This is a genomic window from Variovorax glucosi, assembly GCF_051216695.1.
In the GTDB taxonomy this organism is placed as follows: domain Bacteria; phylum Pseudomonadota; class Gammaproteobacteria; order Burkholderiales; family Burkholderiaceae_C; genus Variovorax.
Genome location: NZ_JBPJZE010000456.1, coordinates 1 through 1,005, shown reverse-complemented (window position 1 = coordinate 1,005; position 1,005 = coordinate 1). Strand labels below are relative to the sequence as shown.

The following is a 1,005-nucleotide window of genomic DNA, read 5'->3' as shown; positions in this document are numbered from 1 at the left end:
GAAGGCCACGCCCGGCATGAAGAGCCGGTCGAAGTAGCCCTTGAGCATCGCCGGCAGGCCGAAGCACCAGGTCGGAAAGCAGAACACGATGCCCTCGGCCCATTGCAGCCGATCCACGTAAGGCTTCAGCGGCAACTGGTTGGCCGGCACGTCGTGGTAGCCCAGCCGTTCCTCGCGCGACAGCACCGGGTTGAAGCCCTCGGCGTAAAGGTCGCAGTCGTCCACCTCGTGCCCGGCGGCGCGCAGGTTCTTCAGCACCTCCTGATGCAGGGCGGCGTGGAAGCTGGTTTCGACCGGGTGGCAGTAGACGACGAGCACGCGCATGGTGTGTTTGACCGCTTAATCAGAGCAAGTGGTCAGGTTATGCAAGCGACGTGCCAGTGCGGGTGCACCGGTTTGGGTCTACGTGGTTGTGGGGCGACACGACGGCTGAAAAGCTCGCCCTGGCTCGACTGAATTCCGTAACAAAAGTCACGGAAATCTGCAAAAACGCAACGAGAAGGGCGTAGTTCCTACGCTTTACGTAACACTCACACACCCTTTCTTCTAATTGTTAACTAAAATTCACACTTCCAAGGTTGTGAACTTTGGACTTCATTTTCTGTTCGATTCACCAAGAGCTTCGTCTTACTTACACCTGTAGGCATTCCTCATGAAAAAACCTTCCCTCATCGTTGCAGCCGTCCTTGCCGCCATGGCCACCAGCGCGGCGGTAGCCGCAACGGCCACCTCCACGTTCCAGGTCCTCATCACCGTGACCAAGGCCTGCTCGGTCACGGCAGGTACGGCATCGAACATCGACTTCGGCTCGCAGCTTTCCTCCGCCACCGCCCTGTCGGCCAGCAGCAACATCAGCGTGACCTGCTCCAAGTCGACGCCCTACAACATCGGCCTGCTGCCCGCGAGCACCGCCGCCACCGGCACCTCCGGCGCCGGCTTTATGAGTCCCGTCGTGGCTGGCCCGGACACCATTGCCTACCAGCTTCGCTCGATGAGCGCGACAGG

General features: G+C 60.2%; 2 protein-coding genes. One reads left to right on the top strand and one right to left on the bottom strand.

Annotated features, from left to right (window positions below; translation table 11 throughout):
• A partial coding sequence (locus ACSFA3_RS26480) for an NAD(P)H-dependent oxidoreductase (RefSeq protein WP_435508260.1) occupies positions 1 to 324 on the bottom strand: 324 nt, incomplete at its 3' end.
• 328 nt (positions 325 to 652) lie between these two features.
• Here ACSFA3_RS26480 and ACSFA3_RS26475 point away from each other — a divergent pair.
• The coding region (locus ACSFA3_RS26475; protein ID WP_435508259.1) for a spore coat protein U domain-containing protein at positions 653 to 1,005 on the top strand (353 nt) is incomplete at its 3' end.